The following is a 263-nucleotide window of genomic DNA, read 5'->3' on the forward strand; positions in this document are numbered from 1 at the left end:
GGCCAGGTGGTCGACACCATGGCCTCGATCAATGCCTCGTCGCGCAAGATCGTCGACATCATCGGCGTGATCGACGGCATCGCGTTCCAGACCAACATCCTTGCGCTCAATGCAGCGGTGGAAGCCGCACGTGCGGGGGAACAGGGCCGCGGCTTCGCGGTCGTGGCCTCGGAAGTGCGCAGCCTCGCGCAGCGCTCGGGCGCGGCCGCCAAGGAGATCAAGGGCCTGATCGACGACTCTGTCGGCAAGGTCGAGGCCGGCAG

At 67.3% G+C, this 263-nt stretch carries 1 protein-coding gene; it reads left to right on the top strand.

Annotated elements, in window-relative coordinates; translation table 11 throughout:
• The coding region (locus AC3A6G_RS27470) for a methyl-accepting chemotaxis protein (protein WP_487875106.1) at nucleotides 1-263 on the top strand (263 nt) is incomplete at both ends.

The organism is Variovorax sp. Soil_C_26, assembly GCF_057657075.1.